A 23,305-nucleotide genomic window follows, 5' to 3' on the forward strand; every position below is an offset into this window, starting at 1 on the left:
TAGCCGTCTATCAACAAACCTGAGCCGCGCCCCGTTGCGCCCTCGCTGCTTTCGCGCTAAAGCCCGCCCATGAGCGATGATACCCCAACAAACCACCCAACCGGCGCCCCATGGCGCAACTTCTACGGCCGCTTCAAAGGCAAGGGCCTGCGGCCCTCCCAAGAAGGCTACCTTGAGGAAGACCTCGCGGCCCTCTCTCCGGGCGCCGTCGGCTGGGAAGAAAACCCCGAGCGCAACAACCTCGATCTCGCTGCGCTCTTTGGTGATCGTGATATCTGGCTCGAAGTCGGCTTTGGCGGCGGCGAACATATGGTCCATCAGGCGCAAGCCAACCCCGATGTCGGCTTCATCGGCTGCGAGCCCTATATCAATGGCGTCGCCATGCTTCTGGGTAAAATCCGTCAGGCAGGCACCGACAATATCCGCATCCACGCAGGCGATGCGCGCAATATGTTCGATGTCCTCCCCGACGAATGCCTCTCACGCGCCTTCCTGCTCTATCCAGATCCATGGCCCAAAAAGCGGCATCACCGCCGCCGCTTCGTGACACAGGAACACCTCGTCCCGCTGGCCGCCAAGCTCAAACAGGGCGCCATTTTCCGCATCGCCACCGATATCGAAGATTACGTGCGCCAAACGCTGGAAGAAGTGCCGCGCGCAGGCTTTGAATGGCTCGCCGAAAGTGCAGAAGACTGGCGTACGCCTTGGGCAGACTGGATTTCAACCCGCTATGAACAAAAGGCCCACCGTGAGGGGCGCACACCGCACTACCTCACCTTCCGAAAGCTCTAACCGCACAGTAAAATGCGCCCCGTCTAAACTCGAAACCACATGAATCGACACAGAAAAACCGACGGGGCGACTTACTTAAACGCCCATCGGTCTCAGCCTGTGACGTGCCCTAGGTTTACCCCCAAAGTCTTAACAGGTGGTAAACATGTCTTCCTCTTTCAAAAAATATCCCGGGGAGCACGAGGGGCAGCGCCCCTCGCCGGTCGGATTGCCCGCAGGGCAATTCGAAACCGCTTACAGGTTCTCCTGCTGCGGCATCCCCAGCACATGAAATCCGCCATCGACACGGATAATCTCGCCTGTGGTGCAAGCCCCCGCATCCGAAGCAAGGTAAACAGCCGTGCCGCCCACCGCCTCCAATGTCGCGTTGGAGCGCAGTGGCGCGTTTTTGTCCGTGTGCTTGAAGGTCGCCCGCGCGCCGCCAATGGCCGCGCCTGCCAGCGTTTTCATCGGGCCGGGGCTGATCGCATTTACGCGAATACCCTCTGGCCCCAGATCATTTGCCAGATAGCGCACAGTTGCCTCCAAAGCCGCCTTGGCCACGCCCATTACGTTGTAGTTCGGAGTGACCCGCGTCGAGCCCATATATGTCAACGTCAATAGCGTGCCACCATGCTCTTGCATCATCGGATGCGCACGCCGCGCGACCTCGATGAAAGAATAAGCCGAGATATCCATGGAGTTCTTGAAGTTATCCCGCGAGGTGTTCAAAATCCGCCCCGTCAGCTCGGTCTTGTCACTGTAAGCAATCGCATGGACAACAAAGTCCAAAGTCCCCCAGCGCGCCTCAAGCTGTGCAAAAGCCGCGTCGAGTGAAGCGTCATCCGTGACATCGACATCTACCATGAAATCGCTGCCGACAGAGGCCGCCAGCGGTTCAAGTCGTTTGCCAAAAGCCTCGCCCTGATAGGTAAACGCCAGTTCTGCGCCCGCCTCTGCCATCGCTTTTGCAATCCCCCAAGCGATAGAACGCTCGTTCGCGACGCCCATAATCAGCCCGCGTTTTCCCGTCATAGCGCCCATATGCGTTATCCCTTGAATTTCGACAAAATCATCGAGCCGTTCGTCCCGCCAAAGCCGAACGAGTTGGTCATAACGCTATCAAGCCCCGCGTTGTCCACGCGCTTCACAGCAATCTCGCCCTCGCGAATGGCAGGGTCGAGCGTTTCCACGTTGATGCTCGGAATGATGAAATCATGCTCCAGTGACAGCAAACAATAGATCGCCTCCTGCGCGCCCGTCGCGCCTTGCGAGTGCCCCGTCATCGACTTGGTCGACGAGATCACCGGCTGCTTGATGCCTTCAAACACCGCGCGCACCGCTTCCACTTCGCCCACATCGCCCACAGGCGTGCTGGTTCCGTGTGCATTGATATAATCAACCTGCCGGCCCTCGGGCAGCGTGCTCAAAGCCAGCTTCATCGCACGCATCCCACCTTCACCCGAAGGCGCAACCATGTCGGCCCCGTCCGATGTCGCGCCATATCCGGTCACTTCCGCGTAGATCTTGGCGCCCCGCGCCTGCGCATGGCCCAGTTCTTCAAGCACCAGGATACCGCCACCGCCGCCAATGACAAAACCGTCACGGTTCGCATCAAACGCGCGGCTCGCGCGCTCGGGCGTGTCGTTATACTTGCTGCTCATCGCGCCCATCGCGTCAAACAGGCAAGAAAGCGTCCAGTCCAGCTCTTCGCCCCCGCCCGCAAACATGATGTCCTGCTTGCCCATCATGATCTGCTCCGCCGCATTGCCGATGCAGTGCAGGCTTGTCGAGCAGGCCGAGGTGATCGAATAGTTGATCCCCTTGATCTGATAGGCCGTCGACAGGTTCGCCGAAACTGTCGAACACATGGTCTTGGGAACCGCAAATGGCCCGATCCGCTTGGTCGCGCCCGAGCTGAGAACAGCCTGATGCGCCGTGAGCATCGCGCTGGTCGAGGGCCCGCCGGACCCCGCCACAAGCCCCGTGCGCTCGTTGATCACATCGCTTTCTTCAAGCCCCGCATCGGCAATAGCCTGCCCCATCGCAATATGCGCATAAGCCGCTCCCGGCCCCATAAAACGAAGCGTGCGCTTGTCGACATGGTCGGCAACATCAAGCTTCACATTCCCCGCAACACGGCTCCTGAAGCCATGCTCCGCCATATCTTCGTTAAAGGTAATCCCCGACTTGCCCGCCTTCAGCGAAGCCAAGACCTCTTCAACATTGTTCCCGATGGATGAGACAACCCCCAACCCTGTGACAACTACTCGGCGCATGATGGCCTCCTATTGCTTTGCTTAGTGCCTGTTTAAGACAGCCTAGGCGGGGGAGCAAGGAGGTTGCGATACTTGCAGAACCATCCGTCAACCAATAGGGCGTTCATCCGTTATAAGAACGGTTCTTCTGCCGGGCTTCAAACTGCTCCCACACATGCATCCGCCCTTTCTGGCGCGCATCGGCCAACCACATTTTCTTACGAGCCTCATGCACTTCCAAGTCACGGTAAATGCCGCCGGAAAACTTTGGCCAGTCGATCGCCAGGCCCATTTTGACCAATTCAGCTGATAGGTCGCGCCCATCAGGCAAGAAACACTTTGCGACAGTCCGACCATGGGCATCTTCCTCGGTAACTTCCGCACGCACAACCTGCCCCTTGCATAACTCCACCATCGCCCATTTCGACTTCTTGCCAAACGGGTGGTTCATTTCTGGAGCATCAATACCAAACAGCCTGATTTGAGTTTTCTGGATTACAATCGTATCGCCATCGACAACATAGGCCCGCCCGACAACTTCTTTCTGCGTGGGCGCAGGCCTTGAACTGGCGCTATCAAAAGTTTGGCTCGGGCCTTCCTCAAATGTTCGACGCCGAACTGCTTTTGTTTCTTGTCGCGGGGAATGGTGCCTATGCTTCTTTTTTGGCTCTTTAATCAATAAAGCCACGACACCCGTGCAGAGGCAAATCAGAAGAAAAAACTCCACGATCTCACTCCCCGCTCATCACTCCAGTCCCGCCCTCAGCTCTCGCTCAGCGCCACCTTCATGTCCTTGACCTCATAAATCACCTCACCATCGGCTTCCACGATCCCGTCGGCAACCCCCATAGTCAGGCGGCGGGTCTGGATCGCCTTGGTGAAATCAATCTTGTAGGTCAGCATCTTACGGTCGGGCCGCACCATGCCTTTAAGCTTCACTTCGCCCACACCAAGCGCATAGCCGCGCCCTGTCCAGCCGCGCCAGCCGAGGTTGAAGCCCGTCAACTGCCACAAGCCATCAAGGCCCAGACAGCCCGGCATAATAGGGTTGCCCGGGAAGTGGCAGTCAAAGAACCAGAGGTCAGGCGTAATATCAAACTCCGCCGTTATGTGCCCCTTGCCGTGCGCCCCGCCGTCGGCCGACACATCGGTGATCCGGTCCATCATGAGCATCGGCGGTTCGGGAAGCTGCGCGTTGCCTTCGCCGAAAAGCTCGCCGCGGGCGCATTTCAGCAAATCGTCGCGGTCAAAACTGCTGGGGTATTGAGCCATAGGAAGAGGCACCTTTCTGTCTTGATATCATAGCGTTCTCTCTCCTGTAACACCCTGCCCAAGCCCCTTGCAAGGGCGCGGCACATACCAAGTTGCGAGGCATTCGCACTATGTCTTGAAAGCAGCACCCCTTTCACCCTATATTGAAGCAATCAAACAGGACACAAGACACACCACATGACACTTCCACACGCCTCCTCGCCCGCCGAGCGCAGCACCAAATGGCTCGCTGCCAAAGGCCTGCGCCCCACGCGTCAACGCCTCGCGCTGGCCGAGTTGCTCGTGGGCGATGGCAAGCACCGTCACGTCACCGCCGAAAGCCTGTTTGACGCCTCCAAAGACATGAGCGAAAGTGTCTCTCTGGCCACGGTTTACAATACGCTTCGTGCGTTTTGCGAAGCGGGCCTCATGCACGAAATCACAGTGGACGGCTCCAAAAGCTACTTTGACACAAACACATCCGAGCACCCCCATTTCTTCTGGGAAGACTCAGGCGAGCTTACCGACGCCTCAACCGAGCGCATGGACATCACCAACCTGCCCAGCGCTCCCAAGAATGCCGAGATCGCCTCGGTCGATGTGGTCATCCGCCTGCGCCGCACCTGAGCGGCTCTTGACCCTCCCCTAACGCTGCCGCACAAAGCCTCCCAAATACGGGAGACAAAACAATGCGCGCCATCACCTATTCTGCCTTCGGCCCTGCCGCCGATGTGCTCACCCTTTCAGAAATCGAGACACCCGCACCCAAGGCAGGCGAAGTCCTCGTGCGCGTGCATCTCTCCGGCGTGAACCCCTCCGATGTAAAGGCCCGCGCAGGTGGCCGCCCCGGCGTCACGAAGCCGCCTTACCCGCAGATCATCCCGCACTCCGACGGCGCAGGCATCATCGAAGCGGTCGGCACGGGTGTTGACCCTGCGCGCATCGGTGAGCGCGTCTGGCTCTGGAACGGCCAGTGGCAACGCGCGCAAGGCACCTGCGCCGAATATATCGCGCTTCCGTCTGCCCAAGCCGTCCCGCTGGGCGATCACAGCTTTCAGACAGGCGCCTCCCTCGGAATCCCTGCGCTCACGGCCGCACAATGCGTCCTCGGCGGTGGTTCCGTTGAGGGCAAAACACTGCTCGTCTCGGGCGGTGGCGGCTCTGTCGGCTTCATGGCGGTGCAATTCGCAAAATGGGCAGGCGCACGCGTCATCGCAACCGCCTCCGCTGGCCCCTCGACAGATCAGGCCCAAGCCGCTGGCGCCGATCTGGTGCTCGATCACCGCTCGCCCACTCTGGCAGACGATATCCTGCAAGCCACCTCAGGCAATCTCGTCTACCGCGCGGTTGAGTGCGAATTCGGCGCAAACATCGACACGCTCGCCGCCGTCATGTCCCCAAACAGCACAATCGCCGCCTACGGCTCCGCGGTGAACATGGCCCCGACCCTGCCGTTCGGCCCACTCCTCTTCAAAGGGGTTAAAATCGACATCACCCTAATCTACATCCTCCCCGAGGCTGAACGCGCCGTTGCGATTGATCACATTCACCGCGCTTTGGCGGAGGGTGCGCTCACCGCACGTGTGCACAAAACCTACGCCCTGGAAGAGACGGCCAAAGCACATGAAGCGGTCGAGGCCGCGCACCGCTACGGTGCAATTCTGGTGAACACCGTGTAAACCCGCCGCGCGCAACATTACCTAAATTTGCGTTAACAAATCCCCTCATCAGCCGGTGCACGGGTTGTGCACGCATGGTGCACGAGTATCACCCCCCTGGAATCAGAGACACAATCCCTCCGTTAACCAAGCTGAACGCAGCTCAAATTCGGGCTTTTTTGCCCCAAGCCCTTGACCTTACCGCCGCTTAGGCCCCATCTGAAGGAGAGATAAACGCGAACATTAAAGGGGACCCCTCATGGCATTTGAACTTCCAGATCTTCCATACGCACACGACGCACTCGCCGCGCACGGCATGTCAAAAGAGACACTCGAATTTCACCACGACCTGCACCACAAAGCCTATGTCGATAACGGCAACAAGCTGATCGCAGGGACCGAGTGGGAAAGCAAATCTCTCGAAGAGATCATCACCGGAACATACGACAAATCATCTGTCGCCCAGAGCGGTATTTTCAACAATATCAGCCAGTTGTGGAACCACAACGAGTTCTGGAAAATGATGAGTCCGACCAAAACAGCGATGCCTTCGGAGCTTGAAAAAGCCATCACAGAAAGCTTCGGTTCGGTCGACAAGTTCAAAGACGAGTTCTCCGCCGCAGGCGCAGGTCAGTTCGGCTCGGGCTGGTGCTGGCTCGTGAAAAACGCCGACGGCTCGCTCGCCGTCACCAAAACAGAAAACGGCGTCAACCCGCTCTGTTTCGGCCAGACAGCTCTTCTGGGTTGCGACGTGTGGGAGCACAGCTACTACATTGATTTCCGCAACAAACGCCCGGTCTACCTCACCAACTTCCTCGACAATCTGGTGAACTGGGAAAACGTGGCCAGCCGCCTTGGCTAAGCCTCTGTAAAACAAATGCTTTCAAACGCCTCGCAAGCCAGTCTTGTGAGGCGTTTTTGCCTTAAGTTCCCTACCTTTCCCTCCTGAAAGCCCGCCAGAATGCCCTCTCGCCTGCCCGTCTTTTTCATCGTGATGACCGTGGTGATTGATGCCATGGGCATTGGCCTCATCGTTCCTGTGATGCCCGAACTGATCCAAGCGGTTCACGGTGGCAATATTGGCAATGCCGCCATCTGGGGCGGCATTCTGGCCACCTCTTTCGCCGTCATGCAGTTTCTCTTCTCCCCCTTCCTCGGTGCGCTCTCCGACAGCTTCGGTCGGCGGCCCGTCCTGCTCGTTAGTCTTTTGGTCATGGCTGCAGACTACGTTGTCATGGCTTTGGCGGGTTCCATCTGGCTTTTGCTCGCAGGACGCATCGTTGGCGGCATCACTGCGGCGACTCACAGCACCGCCATGGCCTATATGGCCGATATCTCCGCGCCGCATGAAAAAGCCGCGCGCTTCGGGCTTATCGGCGCAGGGTTTGGCATCGGCTTTGTCATTGGTCCTGTTCTGGGCGGGTTGCTGGCCGATTTCGGCACGCGCGCACCCTTCTGGGGCGCTGCAGCGCTGGCGCTGGCCAATGCGGCGCTTGGTTTTTTCGTGCTGCGCGAGACAGTCACAGCCGCCAAAGCCCGCGTCTTTGAATGGCGCCGCGCCAATCCCTTCGGCGCGCTGCGTTCGGTTGCCCGCCTTGACGGGCTCAAGCTGCTCCTTGTGGTGTTTTTCTTGTTCAACATCGCAACCCATGTCTACCCCTCGGTCTGGGCCTATTTCGGGGCCGAGCACTTTTCATGGCCCGCCAGCACCATCGGCCTCAGCCTTGGCCTCTACGGCATCGGCTTTGCCTTCGCCCAAGGCGTTCTGGTCCGCCCCGCCATCCGCCAGCTCGGATCGCGCCGCGCCGTGATGCTCGGCATGTGCTTCAGCATTGCCTCGTTCCTCTTGCTGACCTTCATCTCCAATGGCACATTGCTCCTGTGGCTGATCCCGCTTTTCTCCCTCGGCGCAATCGCCATGCCTGCCCTGCAAGGGACACTCTCACAGGCGGTGCCGGACAACGCCCAGGGCGAGCTGCAAGGCGTGCTTGGCTCGCTCTCCTCACTTTCGATGATCCTCTCCCCTCTGATCATGACACAGACCTTCGCGTCTTTCACACGCAACGACAGCGTAATATACCTGCCCGGCGCGCCCTTCCTGCTGGCCGCACTCATCATGGCGTTTGCGCTCATCCTTTACATCACGGACAAATCCGCTCGCCAAATCCCGAACGCGACATAAATTAGTCGCCATTCAGGCTTGCAGCCCGCTAATACACTTGTCAGGCTCCCCTAAAATGGAGACTCGTATGACAACAATCAAAGCCGCCGTTTGCCACGAGTTCGGCAAGCCTCTCACCATCGAAAATGTAGCGTTGCGCGCGCCCGAGGGCGGCGAGGTCGAAGTCACGCTTGAGGCGGTCGCGATCTGTCACTCCGATATTTCTTACGCCGAAGGCGCTTGGGGCGGCTCGCTGCCGGCTGTCTACGGCCATGAGGCTGCTGGCCGCATCACAGCCCTTGGCGAGGGCGTCAAAGACTTCAAGCAAGGCGACAGCGTCATCGTCACGCTCATTCGCGCTTGCGGCACATGCCCTTCCTGCGCTGGCGGCAAGCCTACCATCTGCCAAACACCTTACGATGGTGACCTTGGCCCGCTCAAAACCGCGACAGGCGGTAAGCTGCATCAGGCCATGGCCTGTGGCGCTTTCGCTGAAAAGGTTGTGGTCGATCAAAGCCAGATCGTCACAATTCCAGACGATATGCCCAAAGACGCCGCCTCGCTCATCTCCTGCGGGGTCATCACGGGTGTCGGCTCGGTGGTCAACGCAGCCCAGCTTAGGGCTGGTCAGGATGTAGTGGTCATCGGCGCAGGTGGCGTGGGCCTCAACGCAATCCAGGGCGCACGCATCGCAGGTGCACGGCGCATCGTGGCTGTTGATATGAGCGAAGAAAAGCTCGAAGTCGCCAAACAATTTGGCGCAACAGACGGCGTTCTCGCCACCGTTGAAAAGCCGTGGCATGCCGCCAAAGAAGCGATGGGCCGTGGCGCGGATGCCGTGCTTGTCACAGTCGGCGCGCCCCGCGCCTATGATGAAGCCCCGCGCTATCTTGCCTATGGTGGTAAGGTCATCATGGTCGGAATGCCCGCCACAGGTGCATTTTCAAGCTATGAACCCGCCAACTTTGCCGCCGTTGGCCAGTCCATGATCGGCTCCAAAATGGGCGATACGGTCATTCAACGTGACATCCCGTGGATGGTCGATCTTTACAGTCAAGGCCGCCTCAAGCTTGACGAGCTGATCTCCAACCGCTGGTCTCTGGAACAGATCAACGAGGCCATCGCCGACACCAAGACAGGTTCTGCCAAACGCAATGTCATCGTCTTCTAAAGCTCTTAAGGATCACGCATGCCAGAGTCACTGATCGAAAACGAAGGCCGTGTCCTGCGGGTCAATGGCCAACGCTTTCATGCAATATGGCTGCGCGACAATGTTCAAGACGGCCAGCGCCCTGCCGCGCTGGCCACTTTGCCCGCGAACCTCGGCTTAAGTGCCGCCGTCTTACGGGGCGACAGCCTCGAAATTACCTTCGCCCCCGAGGATAAAACCGCAGTTTTTGCTCTCCAATGGCTCAAAGATCACGCCTACGACACCCCGCAGGAGCGCTCAGAAGGCCACATTCCCGCAAACTGCACCCCATGGGGCGCAGGGTTTGCCTCTGCCGTACCCGCTGCCCCTCTGCCTGCGCTCTTGGCCTATGAAGCCACCAAATACAGCTGGCTCGACGCCATTCGCAGTTTCGGCTTTGCCAAAGTCACCGAATTGGTCGACCGTGAACCCGCGTTTCGTGATGTCGTTGCGATATTCGACCCGCTCTGCGAGTTGCAGCAAGATCAAGCAATGAGCAGCCACGGCCAGCTCCCCGCAACGGCAGCGCCCTACCGTGAACCTGTGCCAAGCCTCAAACTGCTCATAAACCTAAACCCGTCTTTGGGCGGCGAAATCATCCTCGTCGATGGCTTCGCCTGCGCGCTCAGGCTCATGCAGGAAGACCCCGAGGGCTTCACTGCACTCACCGCCCACTCCAACCGCTTTGCCGACACCAGCCGCCAAGGCGAGGCACTCCATTCACGCCGCCAGATCATCGAGCTTCTCCCCGAAGGCACATTGCAAACCATCCGTTTCAACCCCCGCTTTGCCGCGCCTGTCACGGATGTGCCATTTGACCGGATGGAGACCTATTACCGCGCCTATCGCCGCTTTGCAGAGCTTGTCGACAGCCCCGAAATGCAGATCACGCTCCCCTTGGCCGCAGGCGAAGCCCTCCTCCTCGACAACACCCGCGTCTTGCAAGGCCGGAAGCCCTCAGAGAGCGAAAACGCTTGCCAGTTTCAAAGCTGTTTTGCCCAAAAAGACAGGCTTCTTTCAGCCCTCGCAGCCCTCGAGGCAAGCTTATGAAACCACGCAAAACCGCTCAAACTTGCTATCCTCACCAAAGCCCAAATCCCTTCGCCCCGATGATGCACCGCATCGTTGAGCCGCAATCAGGAGACTGACCCATGCACCTCAAAGACCTCGACATCATCGTCACCGCCCCGCCTGCCCCAGGCTGGGGCGGGCGTTATTGGATCCTCGTGAAGGTCACCACAGATAACGGCATTGTCGGCTGGGGCGAGTGCTACGCAAGCTCTGTTGGGCCCGATGCCATGCGCGCCGTGATCGAAGATGTCTTCGCCCGCCACATGGAAGGTGAAAATCCCGAGAATATCGAGCTTATGTTCCGCCGCGTCTACTCGTCAGGCTTCACACAACGCCCTGACCTTACCGTCATGGGCGCTTTTTCGGGCCTTGAAATCGCCTGCTGGGATATTTTAGGCAAAGCCCGCAACCGCCCTGTCTACGCCCTCCTCGGTGGGCGCATGAACGAGCGCATCCGCACATACACCTACCTCTACCCGCTGGATTATCATGATTTGGGCACCTTCTGGACAGACCCCGACGCCGCTGCTGAAAGCGCAATAGATTGTGTTTCACGCGGCTATACGGCGGTGAAGTTTGACCCCGCTGGGCCCTATACCCTGCGCGGCGGCCATATGCCTGCGATGAGCGATATTTCAACCTCTGTTGCCTTCTGCAAAGCCATCCGCGAGGCCGTGGGCGACAAGGCCGATTTGCTCTTTGGCACGCATGGCCAGTTCAATACAGGCGGCGCGATCCGCTTGGGCCAAGCGATCGAAGAGTTTTCCCCGCTATGGTATGAAGAGCCGACGCCCCCCGACAATATCGAAGACATGGCCCGCGTAGCCCGCAACGTGCGCATCCCCGTGGCCACAGGCGAGCGGATGACAACAAAAGCCGAGTTCGGCGCTGTCCTGCGCGCGGGGGCCGCCGAAATCCTCCAGCCCGCCTTGGGCCGCGCCGGTGGCATCTGGGAGATGAAAAAAGTCGCCGCCATGGCCGAATGTTACAACGCCCAGATGGCCCCGCACCTTTACGCAGGCCCAGTTGAGTGGGCCGCAAACCTGCACCTCGCCACCTCGATCCCGAACCTGCTCATCGCCGAAACCATCGAAACAGATTTCCACGATGCGCTCATTCGCAGCTCCATCCGCGTGGAAAACGGCTTCGTGCGCCTCTCCGAAGCGCCAGGCCTTGGCATTGATGTGGATGAAGACCTCGCCCGTGCGCACCCCTACCGTGGCGAAGGGCTGCATCTGGAAATGCAGGAAGACCCTTGTGATTACCAAAATGGCAACTATTTCCAAGGCGGTGCACCTGCGACCTCACTGTAACTCGCCAAAGTGAAAACAGCGTGATACATAGAAATAAACCTATGTGAGAGACAAATGCTGCAAGAAAGCCCCCCTCCAGCATCCGAAATGGCGCAAAACGCCTCGGATGCGGCCTCATATCTCAAAACACTGGCCCATGAGGGCCGGCTGATGATCCTGTGTCACTTGGGGTCTGGCGAAAAGTCTGTTGGTGAATTGGAACAACTCCTAGATCTGCGCCAAGCCGCCGTCAGCCAAATGCTCGCCCGCCTGCGCGATGACGGGCTGGTGACAACGCGCCGCGAAGGCAAAACCATCTTTTACGCCCTCGCCGACGACAAAACAGCCGAAGTCATCTCGATGCTCTACCGCCTCTTCTGCGCGCCCAGCGGGGCAACCTGTCGGTAAGACAAAAATAGAAAAATGGCGAGCCGTGGAGGACTCGAACCCCCGACCTGAGAATTAGAAGTTCCCTGCTCTAATCCAGCTGAGCTAACGGCCCGCACTTTGTGTTGAGGGTATCGGCCAAATCCCCCAACGTTGTCAACTTGCTAAACAGGCAGAACACCTACCTGTCAAAAATATCTTATTCAAATTAGATAGCTGCATATGCCCATTGTAGCGGTCAGGCACCGACACCGAGATTATCAATCTCCAAAGCATAAATTCTTGTGCCGCGCTTTACACTACATACTGCGGCAGGCGGCTTGCGGTCGTGCAAAAAGAGCAGAAATGATCATGTAGCTTCACCACGAAACAGGAAGCAGCGCCTGCAAACACCTTGCCGCTTGCGGCAACTATTCAGCCAGGGCCTCAGCCACCGCGATATCCGCCATTTCTAAGACAGCTTCGCGGGAGGATGCCACCGCAATGAAGCGGCCGTTGTGGCAAAACTTCGCCCCCGCAACGCCGCTCGCGGCTTCCAGCGCGTCATCGGTTAACCCCGCCCAAGCCACAGGGAGATCAGCGCGATTGTCGAATGTGTCATCACCCGTTCGGATTGTCGTAAGCGCCCAATCCGTGCCGCGCGGGTGGACCACAAACAGAAGATGGTCAGCACCTGCCTTTTGCACGCCCGCGCGAAACGGCATGCCCATGGGAAGCTCAAGCACCCGCTCCTCGCCGGCCGCTTCAATGGCCGCCAAAACCATCGTCTCGGCGCGGTATTTCGCGGCTTTGCGCTTGACCTGCGCCTCCACAAAAGCCCGCGCTATGGGGAGGGCCGCCATAAATGCGCGATCATCGGCCCTGTCAGTGCGGTCATCAAACGCGGGTTTCAGGCTCTCCAGCAAAACCGGCAAGGTCAGCCCGGCAAACAGCGGCCCCGCCTCGGAGGCATTGACAGCGCCATTGTCGAGCAGATCAACGGGCAGAACAAAGTCACGATCAAACGCACTATGGATCGCTTCGATATCATGCTCAGGCACATCCATCGCGCGCAGGTAATCACGGCCATACTGCGCCCAGACCAACCCAAAGGAGCTAAAAGGCTGACCATCGCTCCGCAGCGGGTTGGGCCGTTGGTGATGATCAAAAATCTGTGCTTCCGCATCAAACTGGCCACCGACATCATAGATGATCCGATCCTGTGCAGGCATAATCCACGCCTTATCACGACTGCGGATGAGCTTAGCCTCCGGGAACAGTCGCGTCAGGATGACCGAAGACAGAATCTCATCGGCATGAAATCCGCCGGAATGGGTGACGAGGTGGGTGATGGTCATAAAAGATGGGCTCCAGCCGGGCTTGAAACGAATTGGGCGACCAGAAAGGCCGCCCGTCGGTAAATGCGATCTCGGTTTTGCGTGAGCGTTAGAGGCGATCTGATCGCTGCGCCAGGTAAGTCAGCAAGCGGCAACATACGGGAACCTGATCAGATTCGCAGGATCTTTGCCCCGATTCACACAGCTGTAAAACGGAGTTAAGTTGTCTCGAAGGGCTTTGCTTTTATTTAATATAATCAATTACTTAAATGGACCCCAAATAAAAGCGGGAGTTAAGTTTACGCGAAAATGGGGGCAAGATAACGCTAAGACGAGAGCGAAATAATAAAAAGGCCCGCAGAAGCGGGCTCACATTCAGGTATTTTTAGAAAGATCAGGTCTACGACTTCATCTCGATAATAGCATTCACATCGACATATATTGCCCTAACACCTGTTTTTTCAGGATGGCGAAAAGACGGGATCCGACCCTCTAAGATATCAACGAAAATATCCTTAAAGGGTCCTGCCCCGCGCTGGCAGGCATAAGAAATCGAGTGAAATTTCGCACCTGCGTTGGCGGCAAGCTCCGGAAGCGCACCCAACTTTGCGAGAATACCGTCGAGGTGCTGCCGAGCAAAGACGACCTGACGGACTGAACCGCGACTAGTTCTGGGGATGAGCGGCTTCACGACGCCTGCACTATAAAGAGTTTCAACCTGACGTTTGGTGGCCCCAAGGTATTCGGGAACGTCCTGGAGCGGCACTGCAGTTTTGAAGGCTTCAATCAGCGGAAGGATCTTCGCAGCCTCAAATATCATATTGCCGCTTTCTACATCAGTTGCTGACGAGGGAATCTGGCCAAGCCTCTTGAGGAGCCGCGCGAGACGGAGGCGACGGATACCGACTTCGACAGACAAACTATAGATCGTATGGAAACGCCGTTCTGTAATCTTGACCCCAAGGACGATAGCACCCTGCTCCACGGCAGAGTGTTTCACGATATGATCGCGCAGAAGGTCCTTGATTGGTCCCGGATCAATCGCATTGCTCCGACGATCGAGCCAGTCGAACAGCGAACCATAGTAAGCCAGAGGGCCGGCCTGAACGGCCATCGCAGACGAAGCCTGGCGAATGGAGTTCAGGGCTTCCTCGATCGCCAGCGGACCTTCCCGATAGATAGAGAATCCTATGTCTGTGGCCTCCTCGGTCTGTGCGGGGTTCAGTTTTGTAACGGCGACTTTATGTCCGTGCTCGAGGATTGCACCAAGCATTTCTGACGCTCCAAGAATCTGTTCAGTGGTCTGGCCGTCCAACCAAGGGGCATTGCCGCAGCGGTCACCATCCAACCGACTGCGGAGCCAACACAGATATTCTGGCGTCTCGGCACAAGCCTCACGAGGCATGGCCAACGGCGATACTCCAAGTGCGATCCGCAAATTGGTGGCATTCGCAACCGGAGCATTCTCCAGCCAGAGTGAATGCCGATCGCACCTGCTGACATGCCGGAACCCCCACAGCAGGCGAAAACGGCGTTCATCCATAGGTCCATCTTCGGCGAGACAGGTGGGGCAATATCAGGATGCACGCGCTGAGAGAAACGCTTTAGAGCTATCTTCACCACGAAAGGATGCACACCTCTGAAACACCCGGATTGCGGTGCGTTGCACCTCGTCAAAGGCATGCCCCGTAGCCTCAGCCAATATCGCGACCGCATCCGGCCGACCCGAGATAAAGTGCTCTTTGTGAATACCCCAGTCTTTGAGAAGACGCTCCATACCGCGACCGGTATGCATCCGCGACAGCCGATCGGTATAGGACAGCAGCGTCTCTTCTGGGTCGATGGGAAGTTGCGGCCAAAGGGGCATCACAGTTCCCAGCCGATGGCTTTTAACTCCCTCTTGACCGAGCTCCAGTCATCGAGATGAAAGGGAGTCAAAGCGGCGTCACCATTGATCTTCCTGAACACTTGCTCCGCATACTCAAGAGAAAGTGCGGCATGTTTCCGGCGCACAGCGTCCCGAAGGATTTCCTTGCTCAGTTCCACACTGCGGCCAATCTGGCCGTGTGCCGCATAAAGAATGCGCTCCGCGAAAGCATCCTCCGCCTGGACCATAACACCAAGGTCTTCGGCAAACTTCATGAAATTCTTACCAAAAAGATCGGCCGGGCGGCTGTCAGGGCGGATATTAGGCAGGTGAAACTCCCGAAAACGACGGTAGGTCTCGGCGGACGACTCCTTCAGGATGTCATCGCGCAGGCTCGGAACTCCTGCGATGATCAGCGCGACGCCCGGGTCGGACTGCATGATGTGCTTCAATGACTGAATAGCCGCGAGCACATCGCGACCCTGCCCGGCCCGAAGGATGTGGTGACATTCATCAATCACGACTGCCTTAATGCCAACGACACCAAAACGATGCCGCGCCATCTCCCAAGCATCTGCCGCGCGCAACTTAGAGTCCAGCTTCTCATACCCCGTCCGCTCAAGGATGATTTCGGCGAGTTTCTTAACCGTCGCCTCAGGCGGCACAGTGATGTAGAGGGTGTTACCCCCCTCTTCCCTCTTGAACTCGGTCAGCACAGGGCTCTTACGCAAGGTGCGTTCGAGCAGCGCCGTCTTCCCATTCCCAGACCCACCCAGCACCATCAGCCCCTTAGTTTCACCTGTAAGAGGATCACGACGGGGCTGGGCCGTCATCTGACCTTCGTCATCTACATCAAACAGGTCATACAGATAGTCGCTCAATGTCTCGTCCTGGCCAAACCGCAAGTAGCGCTGAGCCAACCAGTCGAGCTTCTCGGAGATCGTGACGGGGAAAATTGGGGACGTATCGTTCATGATTTACTCCATTGAATCTTCATCGGAAATTTCTACGCCAATCACATAGCCATCGGAAGAAGTGATGGTTTCGGGGTCAAGGGAAGCGCGACTGACCTCGGGCTCAGGCTCCCCCTCCAGCAGTTCTCGGTATTCCCCAGCCGCATGGCGCCGCTCTGCGGTATCGACAAAGCGCGAGAACTTCACGCACTCGTTGTCGAGCTCGTCGGGGGTTCTCGGTAAAGTAATCAACCCCGCCAAACGTTTCAGTCGGTAGGACTCGTCATTGATATCAATAATGAAGTTTCTGCGCGCACGGCCTTCCTCTTCATCCTCATCCGGCCTCTCTGAGAGCCATACCCGCAGATCGGTATCGGTTTTGCCAATCCACCTCGGGTCAGCTGCCGTAGCCGTCGTCCAGGAGCCGTCTTCTGTCATGATGCTAATAGCGCCAATATCGCCGTCCCATCGGAGAACTTCGACATGCTTGGTATTGGTTTTGTATCTCTTTTTGATGACTTCATCTGTCTGATAATAAATGTGGTCAACCAGCAGGCCTTTAGGACCAAGCTTTCGGCGTTTATGGACCCCGAAGGCCGAGCGCATTTCGTCACTTGATAACGAGCGTGGCTCGCTTACTTTTGTCGCTTTGGCCCATGCCTGCGCTGGAGACATCCTGAGGGCAGCATGAGTGCGCGTGTGATACGCATCCACGGTCCAGCGAACGAGCCAGCCCAGGAAGGCCTCCAGCGTCAGAGTTGCACGCTTTGCGGCATCGTTCTCACCCCGCTCAACCACATTGCTGAATGCACGCCCGGAGAACCGCAGCAGGAGGTCTTCGTGGACCGTCCTGAAGACGCGCTCAATGAAAGGCTTCAGCCACGGCTTGCCTGCAGGAGCACCAAGGTTGGTAATCCCAAGTGAGGCCAAGATATCGTATGCGTCATCAGTGATGTAAGCTGGCCCGCGATCGAATACGATTGCTTCCGGGGCACCAGCCATGGGCCAGCCGAATTTTGCACCTGCAGCATCGGCGATTGGGGACTTATCCATGTAAATCATTTCAAGCGTCTGCGCGAGTGGGCTTTCAACGGCCTGAGGCACGATCTGAAGGGCAAGAAAGCACCGAGTATGGACATCGATAGCCGCCGAAAGCGTGACACGGTGGGCGGAACCGTCCAACCCTATCAGCAGCTTAAGGGACTCCGGAAGATGATCGAAAAGGCCTGTTCTCTCCATAAGCACGAACAGGTCAACTGTATATTCATCAATCTCAACGCGCTCAAGCGCCCGGTGTGTCTCAATCCCCAGCCCAAGGGCGTGCATATCCTTGTAAGCCTTGTCCCAACCATGCTTGCGAATGGCGTGGTCAAGTGGAGCACTTTCTTTGATCAGATCCCTAATGTAGTCATACCCAGGCCTCTTGAGTTTCGGCTTAGGCACCGGCAACCTCTCACGACGGTCGTTCTCAGCGTCAATTAATGCCTGAACACTCTCGACACACGATTTAATCGTGACACGCTCCTGATCAAAAACTTTACCAAGGGCTTCTGAAACGAATGTTTTGACCTCGCTGTCGTAATATGGAGACTTCCCGCAATTACCGTATTTGTCATACAGGGCCTTGGTCCCAACTTCACGCCACCGCCGATGCCTCCCCCACAGGGCCTGACCGCATTTGAACCCATGATGAAACTCTACCAGCCGCTCGCGTTCAGCCCGTGATAGCTTGACTTTTGCACCGCCTCGCCTTGTCCCCTTGATTGATTGCTCAGCAAGGTAATTCTCATACCTCGACTTTCCATTTTTTACGATTTTGGGAAGCTTGGCTTGGAAATCATCCCGGGTGGGCTTCAATTCCCCATTCTCCAACATCTCTTGGATGGCCAATGCGTATTGCTTCCGAAATCTTTGCCGCGCGACTTCCGCTGAAGACCGCTTGCCGAGTCTAACACCATTCGGGTCAACAGGCTTCGCCAGTGGCCGCTTAAGAAGCTTAAGTTTGCCCATGTTATTTTCGGTAACGATCGCCTCGTATGAAATAACGCCGGCTTCGCTTTCATGGCATTCGCCTGTATCAGGGTCTGCCCACTCTTCCCAAAATACGAAATATCCCTCGGGGCGAAGTTCCAATACACGCCCCTTGCGGATGCCTATCTGGAATTCACAGTCTTTCTCCAGCAGGATCTTGACGCGTTTATTGGAAGGGGAGGCCATTACGCAGCTACCCTACTTTCGATCAAGGTCTCGCCTACGATCCTTTCCGGGGTCAACAGGCTCGCCTGGCCATAACGGATTGCTCGCGCGACGCTGAAAAACCCACGCCCGCCGATTTCCATTTCGGTCAAAAAATCAATAACGCTGATGGGGGCGGAAACCTTCCTCAAGCCATCGAGCACAGCTTCGTCCACTTCTGGTTCAGGATCGCGAGCCGCATGGAAAAGCTTGGAATTGTGAAGCTGCACAGGATGAATGTTGCGCTCAGTGATCGTTTTGACGTCATCACAAATATTGCCAATAGCCGCCTGACTTACCCTTTCCATCAACGCCTGATAAATGGCGGTATTCGCGATCCTTTCGGGCTTCACTGAAATACAGATCCGCCGCCCGCTTTTCTGGGTAAACCTGAAATCGAAGAATTGTTTACTCGGTTTTCCATTTGGCAGCGTGAAAGGCTGGGCAGCCAACTGCTCTTCAAGGTCCAAGAAATCCGAACGGTAGATCAGGCATAGTGCTGCATGGTATTCCAGAAGGCTGGCGAACCCCAGACGCTGAAGCTGATCGCCCCTATTGAATACCAGTTCGCCTACGAAATGCGCCTTCGAGGATTTTGGGATCGGGCGCACCGCACGACTTTTGGCCGGCGTCTTCCTGAGATGTTGCTTCGTGTCTTTCATTAGCAGCTTTATCCATACGGCTAGACATGACTTCTCCATTCTCGGCTTTACGCAAGCCGAGTTAGGATGGGGTGTTTCTGTTTGAGAATGCCAGTCTAGGCTGACTGACGGGGTTATAGAGGCGCACCCTTTGGTTAGTGCGCGTTTTCGTCGTTTGCCTTACTCCTGTGTCTTCACGATTGGCACGCACGAACATTCAGAACCTGCGTGAAACCCATGGGTTTCATGGGACGCGTTAGTTTCACACGTTAAGTGAAGAGTCAAATTTATTATTAATTTCAGATACTTATGCGAAAAAATCTTTGATATTACTTTTCCACAACTACATCGCTTCTCCTTTTTCTTCGTTCTATAAATGCACGAACCGCATCGGCGGCTCTTTAAACATGCGATTATTGATCGTCAGGAGCCCAGTTATCGCTCCGGCGACGATTACAATATAGAACATATGGGAGCGTGCAGATAGTCAACGAGGGCAGGTTTATGGGGACAACCTATATACTTTACTCAACAGATGCGCGGTTCTGTTTTTCAGCCTCAAATCTCTCGTTTACTCGTTCAGTTTGAACTTGAAACAACCACTTTAGGTGGTCAGTAGAGTTCGGAATGACATGATCCGGCAGATTTACCTTCTCGGTGCAAACCAGACTGCGAAAAAAGCCGGGGCCACCATCTCTCATGTCGTTCAACAACCGGTGACGGGCCTTGAACCCAGACCTGTAGGAAACACCTAGAAATTTGGCAAAAGTCTGCACCGTCATATTCCAGCCAATCGGGGAAGAATACTGGTCTTCGATGATCCGTTCGGCCCCTCGCAGCCACCACAGCAGGGAAATGCGAGTTCCATGCAAAGGAGTGCCGGACGTTAACGAGAATTGCTTTCTGCAGCGCCGGCACGCAAATTCATCTCTTTTTTGAATCTGCTTCACGTCAGCCCCTGAACATCGCGGGCACTGTGGACCGTCAGGCCAACGCACTTCCGACAACCGTGCTCGGCTCCCTTCCTCTGTTGGGTATCGCTTTTTTATACCTTCAGGAGGCAACATCAGGGCAAGTGTGCCCCAGTAGATCTTGTCCTTCTCCACGTTGGTCAGCTTGCGAGACATATGTTTTTACCCAAGACCCTATGACGCTCAAACGCCAGCGCCAACTCTTACGATCGTTTATGAGTGGTTAGACAGGTCATTTGCAATCGGCCTTACCGGCATACATGCGGTTTCTAAAATTTAGGCTGGCAAATAGTCAACGATGACTGCGGAGTAGATCTCCCTCACTTGCACTCGGTTATTCGCCGCTTTCAACCCTTTCGGGACCTCGCTCACTTTCCTTAAACAAGTGAGCCGTTCAATGGCGCGGCTTGCAGACTGCATCGTTCAAGTGGGTTTGCGTCTCAGCTATTACGACACCGATTGAAACAGTCTAGCCCTATGCCTAAGGTAGCGGAAGTAAATGAGGCACAGCACATGATTACCGGCACCGTTCGCACGCAAATCGACCAAATCTGGAACGCGTTTTGGTCGGGTGGTGTCTCTAACCCTCTGTCCGTCATTGAGCAGCTTACATTTCTGCTCTTCATCAAGCGGCTGGATGATCTTCATACTGTCGAAGAGCGTAAATCCGAAGACCTCGGCATCCCGATGCAGCGCAACATCTTTCCCGAAGGCGCGGATGATAAGGGCGAGCCATACGACAATCTGCGCTGGTCCCGTTTCAAGAACTTCGAGGCGCGCGAGATGATGCGCATCGTGGATGAGCACGTCTTTCCCTTCCTGCGTCAGATGGGTGAGGAAGGTTCCTCCTACGGCACCCACATGAAAGACGCGCGGCTTGGCTTTTCCAATCCCAACCTGTTGGCCAAGGTCGTGCAGATGCTCGACGACATCCCGATGGATGATCGCGACACCAAGGGCGACGTGTTCGAATACATGCTGGGCAAGATCGCCAGCGCGGGCCAGAACGGTCAGTTTCGCACGCCACGCCATATCATCAAGCTGATGGTCAACCTCATGGCGCCAACCCCCCAGGATACCATCTGCGATCCGGCAGCGGGCACCTGCGGTTTCCTTGTGTCGGCGGGCGAATACCTGCGCGACCATCACCCCAAAATGCTGCGCGACAAAGACCAGCGCAAACATTTCCACAACGACATGTTCCACGGCTTTGACTTCGACAGCACCATGCTGCGGATCGGCGCGATGAACATGACGCTGCACGGCGTGGATAATCCCGACATCGCCTACCGCGACAGCCTTGCCGAGGAACATGGCGCGGACGAAGGGCGCTATTCCCTGATCCTTGCCAACCCGCCCTTTGCCGGATCGCTGGATTATGACACCACGTCCAAAGACCTGCTGAAGATCGTCAAAACCAAAAAGACCGAACTGCTGTTCATGGCGCTGTTCCTGCGCCTGATGCGCACGGGTGGGCGCGCGGCGGTGGTTGTGCCGGACGGGGTGCTGTTCGGCTCCTCCAAGGCGCACAAAGACATCCGCAAAATGCTGGTCGAGGATCACAAGCTGGACGCGATCATCAAAATGCCTTCGGGCGTGTTCCGCCCCTATGCCGGTGTGTCCTGCGCCATCGTGGTGTTCACCAAGACGGGTGTGGGCGGCACGGAGGACGTGTGGTTCTACGACATGACCGCCGACGGGATGAGCCTTGATGACAAGCGCACGCCGCTGCTGGACGACGCCAAGCTTGGCCCCGTGCCGGAGGTTGCACTGTCCGAAGACGAGCACGCCAAGAACAACCTGCCCGATATCCTGACCCGCTGGCAGGCGCTGGAGGGGGAGGCCGACCGCCCCCGCACCGCGCAAAGCTTTATGGTGCCCGCGTCCGAGATTATCGCCACCGGATCATGGGACCTGTCCCTGAACCGCTACAAAGAGATCGAGCACGAAGAGGTCGAGCACCAATCCCCCGCCGAGATCATCGCGGAGCTGCGCGCGCTGGAAGCAGAGATCGCCGAGGGGTTGGATCGGTTGGAGGGGATGTTGGGATGAGTTGGCCCCTTGTCGAATTACAAAGTTTCTGCCGCACGGGAAGCGGAACAACACCATCAAGGAAGAATGCAGAGTTCTATGAGGGCACGATCCCTTGGGTCAAATCTGGCGAATTACGCGAAACAGAAATTTGCTCAACGGCGGAACATGTTTCTGCTGAGGCCCTTGAGAAAACACCTTTGAAACTTGTTCCGAAAGGCGCGCTATTGGTTGCGATGTATGGTGCCACAGTAGGCCGTGTAGGCTTACTTGGCATTGAGGCAACTACTAACCAAGCGGTATGCCATGTGGTCCCAGACCCGTCCAAAGCTGATACTGGATACATGTTTCACTTACTGCAGGCCAAAGCTGCTGAACTCGTGGCACGTGGTGTCGGTGGTGCGCAACCAAACATTAGCCAAGGCATAATAAAGTCACTCAAAATCCCCGTCCCGCCGCTGGAGGAGCAGAAGCGGATTGCGGGGATATTGGATCAGGCGGACGCGCTCCGCCGCCTCCGCACCCGCGCCCTCGACAAACTCAACACCCTCGGACAGGCGATCTTTCATGAGATGTTTGGGGATGTGGTGCGAAACTCCAAAGGTTGGGCTGACAAAGATTATTTGGAAAGTATCGCAGACATCGCTTCAGGAATTACAAAGGGCCGCAAAACTGGCGATGCACCGTTGCGCACTGTGCCATACATGGCAGTGTCAAACGTTCAAGACCAGCGCCTCAAGATGGACGTTGTCAAAGAAATTGAAGCGACAGAGGCCGAAATTGCCAGATATCTACTCAAGCAAGGCGACCTGCTTTTAACTGAGGGTGGCGACCCCGATAAATTGGGGCGCGGATGCCTCTGGAGTGGAGAGCTTCCCGAGTGCATCCATCAGAACCATGTATTCCGCGTTCGTATCAGTGATGAGCGCGTCAAACCAATTTTCTTACAGTGGCTCGTCGGGAGCCAGCGAGGGAAGCGATACTTTCTAAGCGTTGCAAAGCAAACCACAGGTATCGCATCAATAAATAAAACCCAGTTAAAGAAGTTTCCGCTTCTGTTGCCTCCTTTGGACCAGCAAAAAGAATTCGAATCTCGCATTTCGGTATTGGCCAAATCGTTGGGCCAGCAAGTTTCCGCAGCGAAGAAAGAGAAATCCCTCTTTGCCGCGCTCCAACACCGCGCATTTCGCGGGGAGCTTTGACCACAGCTCACTCAAAGGTTGAGAAAACCAACACTCCGCTCTAACCTCCTG

Annotated in this window: 22 protein-coding genes and 1 tRNA gene; 11 read left to right on the top strand and 12 right to left on the bottom strand. The window is 56.6% G+C overall.

Annotated features, from left to right (window positions below; all coding sequences use genetic code 11):
* Positions 1 to 69: 69 nt before the first annotated feature.
* Positions 70 to 792: a tRNA (guanosine(46)-N7)-methyltransferase TrmB gene (trmB, locus tag OE750_RS15725; protein ID WP_263765262.1), complete on the top strand. Its 723-nt coding sequence runs from the start codon at positions 70 to 72 to the stop codon at positions 790 to 792.
* A gap of 234 nt (positions 793 to 1,026) precedes the next feature.
* On the opposite strand, the gene OE750_RS15730 is transcribed toward trmB, so the two are convergent.
* The 4 genes from OE750_RS15730 to fabA all read right to left on the bottom strand — a co-directional run bounded on the left by OE750_RS15730 (position 1,027) and on the right by fabA (position 4,301).
* Entirely contained in the window at positions 1,027 to 1,815 is a 789-nt protein-coding gene (locus OE750_RS15730) for an enoyl-ACP reductase (RefSeq protein ID WP_263765263.1), read from the bottom strand.
* Between the two features lie 5 nt (positions 1,816 to 1,820).
* Positions 1,821 to 3,050, bottom strand: a complete 1,230-nt coding sequence (gene fabB / locus OE750_RS15735) for a beta-ketoacyl-ACP synthase I (RefSeq protein WP_263765264.1) — start codon at positions 3,048 to 3,050, stop codon at positions 1,821 to 1,823.
* A 103-nt stretch (positions 3,051 to 3,153) separates the two neighbouring features.
* Entirely contained in the window at positions 3,154 to 3,756 is a 603-nt protein-coding gene (locus OE750_RS15740) for a thermonuclease family protein (protein WP_263765265.1), read from the bottom strand.
* A gap of 35 nt (positions 3,757 to 3,791) precedes the next feature.
* Complete coding sequence (gene fabA / locus OE750_RS15745; protein WP_263765266.1) at positions 3,792 to 4,301, bottom strand: bifunctional 3-hydroxydecanoyl-ACP dehydratase/trans-2-decenoyl-ACP isomerase; 510 nt, start codon at positions 4,299 to 4,301, stop codon at positions 3,792 to 3,794.
* Between the two features lie 177 nt (positions 4,302 to 4,478).
* Here fabA and irr point away from each other — a divergent pair, with 177 nt between their 5' ends.
* The 8 genes from irr (at position 4,479) to OE750_RS15785 (ending at position 12,059) form a co-directional block, all read left to right on the top strand.
* Positions 4,479 to 4,907 (top strand): Fur family transcriptional regulator Irr, encoded by a 429-nt coding sequence (irr, locus tag OE750_RS15750; RefSeq protein ID WP_263765267.1) that lies wholly within the window; start codon positions 4,479 to 4,481, stop codon positions 4,905 to 4,907.
* Positions 4,908 to 4,969: 62 nt separating this feature from the next.
* The gene (locus OE750_RS15755) at positions 4,970 to 5,959 is read left to right on the top strand and encodes an NADPH:quinone reductase (RefSeq protein ID WP_263765268.1); all 990 of its coding nucleotides are present in this window, start codon (positions 4,970 to 4,972) and stop codon (positions 5,957 to 5,959) included.
* A 238-nt stretch (positions 5,960 to 6,197) separates the two neighbouring features.
* Positions 6,198 to 6,800, top strand: a complete 603-nt coding sequence (locus tag OE750_RS15760; RefSeq protein WP_263765269.1) for a superoxide dismutase — start codon at positions 6,198 to 6,200, stop codon at positions 6,798 to 6,800.
* Between the two features lie 99 nt (positions 6,801 to 6,899).
* A complete protein-coding gene (locus OE750_RS15765; RefSeq protein WP_263765270.1) occupies positions 6,900 to 8,120 on the top strand; it encodes a TCR/Tet family MFS transporter in 1,221 nt (406 codons plus the stop codon).
* A 67-nt stretch (positions 8,121 to 8,187) separates the two neighbouring features.
* Entirely contained in the window at positions 8,188 to 9,270 is a 1,083-nt protein-coding gene (locus tag OE750_RS15770) for a Zn-dependent alcohol dehydrogenase (protein ID WP_263765271.1), read from the top strand.
* 18 nt (positions 9,271 to 9,288) lie between these two features.
* Positions 9,289 to 10,338 carry a TauD/TfdA family dioxygenase gene (locus tag OE750_RS15775; protein ID WP_263765272.1) on the top strand — a complete coding sequence of 350 codons (1,050 nt, stop codon included), beginning with the start codon at positions 9,289 to 9,291 and terminating at the stop codon, positions 10,336 to 10,338.
* 101 nt (positions 10,339 to 10,439) lie between these two features.
* Positions 10,440 to 11,672 (top strand): mandelate racemase/muconate lactonizing enzyme family protein, encoded by a 1,233-nt coding sequence (locus OE750_RS15780; RefSeq protein WP_263765273.1) that lies wholly within the window; start codon positions 10,440 to 10,442, stop codon positions 11,670 to 11,672.
* 54 nt (positions 11,673 to 11,726) lie between these two features.
* The gene (locus tag OE750_RS15785; RefSeq protein WP_263765274.1) at positions 11,727 to 12,059 is read left to right on the top strand and encodes an ArsR/SmtB family transcription factor; all 333 of its coding nucleotides are present in this window, start codon (positions 11,727 to 11,729) and stop codon (positions 12,057 to 12,059) included.
* A gap of 16 nt (positions 12,060 to 12,075) precedes the next feature.
* Here OE750_RS15785 and OE750_RS15790 read toward each other — a convergent pair.
* The 8 genes from OE750_RS15790 to OE750_RS15825 form a co-directional block, all read right to left on the bottom strand.
* A tRNA-Arg gene (locus OE750_RS15790) sits at positions 12,076 to 12,153 on the bottom strand.
* 295 nt (positions 12,154 to 12,448) lie between these two features.
* Positions 12,449 to 13,375: an MYG1 family protein gene (locus OE750_RS15795; RefSeq protein ID WP_263765275.1), complete on the bottom strand. Its 927-nt coding sequence runs from the start codon at positions 13,373 to 13,375 to the stop codon at positions 12,449 to 12,451.
* A gap of 379 nt (positions 13,376 to 13,754) precedes the next feature.
* On the bottom strand, positions 13,755 to 14,897 hold the full coding sequence (locus tag OE750_RS15800; protein ID WP_263765276.1) for a hypothetical protein: 1,143 nt from the start codon (positions 14,895 to 14,897) through the stop codon (positions 13,755 to 13,757).
* Positions 14,898 to 14,930: 33 nt separating this feature from the next.
* Positions 14,931 to 15,221 (bottom strand): hypothetical protein, encoded by a 291-nt coding sequence (locus OE750_RS15805; RefSeq protein ID WP_263765277.1) that lies wholly within the window; start codon positions 15,219 to 15,221, stop codon positions 14,931 to 14,933.
* Positions 15,221 to 16,195, bottom strand: a complete 975-nt coding sequence (locus tag OE750_RS15810; RefSeq protein ID WP_263765278.1) for a TniB family NTP-binding protein — start codon at positions 16,193 to 16,195, stop codon at positions 15,221 to 15,223. Before OE750_RS15810 ends, OE750_RS15805 begins: the two co-directional genes overlap by 1 nt.
* A 3-nt stretch (positions 16,196 to 16,198) precedes the next feature.
* Positions 16,199 to 18,391 carry a hypothetical protein gene (locus OE750_RS15815; protein WP_263765279.1) on the bottom strand — a complete coding sequence of 731 codons (2,193 nt, stop codon included), beginning with the start codon at positions 18,389 to 18,391 and terminating at the stop codon, positions 16,199 to 16,201.
* Entirely contained in the window at positions 18,391 to 19,071 is a 681-nt protein-coding gene (locus OE750_RS15820) for a hypothetical protein (protein WP_263765280.1), read from the bottom strand. The genes OE750_RS15815 and OE750_RS15820 overlap by 1 nt, the downstream gene beginning before the upstream one ends.
* Positions 19,072 to 19,574: 503 nt before the next feature.
* The gene (locus OE750_RS15825) at positions 19,575 to 20,177 is read right to left on the bottom strand and encodes a transposase (RefSeq protein ID WP_318528004.1); all 603 of its coding nucleotides are present in this window, start codon (positions 20,175 to 20,177) and stop codon (positions 19,575 to 19,577) included.
* 357 nt (positions 20,178 to 20,534) lie between these two features.
* Between OE750_RS15825 and OE750_RS15830 the strand changes: the two genes are divergently transcribed.
* The gene (locus OE750_RS15830; protein ID WP_263765281.1) at positions 20,535 to 22,073 is read left to right on the top strand and encodes a type I restriction-modification system subunit M; all 1,539 of its coding nucleotides are present in this window, start codon (positions 20,535 to 20,537) and stop codon (positions 22,071 to 22,073) included.
* Positions 22,070 to 23,254, top strand: coding sequence for a restriction endonuclease subunit S (locus OE750_RS15835; protein ID WP_263765282.1), 1,185 nt, complete (start codon positions 22,070 to 22,072; stop codon positions 23,252 to 23,254). Before OE750_RS15830 ends, OE750_RS15835 begins: the two co-directional genes overlap by 4 nt.
* Positions 23,255 to 23,305 lie beyond the last annotated feature (51 nt).

The sequence above is a fragment of the Lentibacter sp. XHP0401 genome, from assembly GCF_025751535.1.
In the GTDB taxonomy this organism is placed as follows: domain Bacteria; phylum Pseudomonadota; class Alphaproteobacteria; order Rhodobacterales; family Rhodobacteraceae; genus Lentibacter.